The organism is Halomonas sp. 3D7M, assembly GCF_014897885.1.
Classification (GTDB): Bacteria; Pseudomonadota; Gammaproteobacteria; order Pseudomonadales; family Halomonadaceae; genus Vreelandella.
The window spans coordinates 1-1,242 of sequence record NZ_JABUZF010000073.1 but is presented as its reverse complement, the minus strand read 5'-3'; the positions used below and the strand labels follow the sequence as shown (position 1 = coordinate 1,242).

Sequence of the window (1,242 nt, the reverse complement as noted above, 5' to 3'; positions counted from 1 at the left end):
TGTAGGCATATGAATCAACAACAAATGAGCCAACCCATCTACAAGAGCAACGCTCTAGTAGAAGCGTCTTACCGCCTCACCCCCGCCGAGCAGCGCATCATGCTGGCCTGTATCTCTCAGGTACGCCGAGACCAATCGATCACCGATGAAATCCTGTATAGCGTCAGCGTGGCCGACTATGCGGATATGGTGGGCACTGAGTCGCACTCAGTCTACAAGGAGCTAGCCGACGCCGCCTTACGGCTCAAACGCCGTGAGGTATGGATCACTGAACGCCCCAATGGCAATGGCAGCCGGGAGGAAACACTGGTAACTGGCTGGGTGCAGTCGATACGTTACCGTAAAGCTGAAGGCCGCATTGAGCTGCGTTTTACTAAGGATATGCTTCCTTACCTTACGCAGCTCACGGAGCAATTCACACGCTACGCACTAACTGACGTTGCAAAGCTCAACAGTGGCCATGCGATCCGGCTCTACGAGCTGCTATGCCAGTGGCGCGACGCTGGCGAGCGCGTGGTGACCGTGGAATGGCTGCGTGACACTTTTCAGCTTGAAGGTAAATACCCTGCCATCAAGGACTTCAAAAAGCGCGTCATCGAGCCCGCCGTCACCCAGGTTAACGAACATTCGCCATTGTGGGTGAAGTGGGATCAGCGAAAAACAGGGCGTCGCGTATCTCACCTGGTGTTCACTTTCGGCGAAAAAACAGACAGCAAGAAGCCGAAAAAAGCTGCTAACAATAAGCGCCTCAAGGCCGCTGCTTCAAACAACTTAGCTCCTGAAGGCCGGGCGATGTTCGGGATTTCTCCGAAGGTGATTACTCAGCACATGCAACTGGGTGATAGCTGGGAAGACGCGGCATTGAAGGCCCTAGAAGCGCTGAAAAATCGCTAAACTGATCCTAAAGATAGCGTCTTGTGCGATATCAGCAGCTAAGGTAATATCGATTTTGTCTGGCATTGCGTCCAGTGTGTGGGCAACTGACCACCGAAAACAAACAGTCTCTATTTTAAAGGCTTAAGCCTTACTAACGCGGTTTTATCTGCGCTATCTATTCTGTTTTTGTTCAAGAAACAGAAAACAATGTTCCTGCTACCCGCAGACTTATCGTCGCTATTCATAGTGACCGCACATCAGTGCGATACCTCGACCTGCTGCCTGTTAACCACCTCGGTTGATGCCAGCACCTTTAACCCCCTGCTATCCGCAGACACTGACCGTTGCTACTCCATAGCAACCGCA

The 1,242-nt window shown here is 52.0% G+C and carries 1 protein-coding gene; it reads left to right on the top strand.

What is annotated here, in order from left to right:
• Positions 1–894: replication initiation protein (locus INT22_RS02445; protein ID WP_319022004.1), on the top strand; the 894-nt coding region annotated here is incomplete at its 5' end.
• Positions 895–1,242 lie beyond the last annotated feature (348 nt).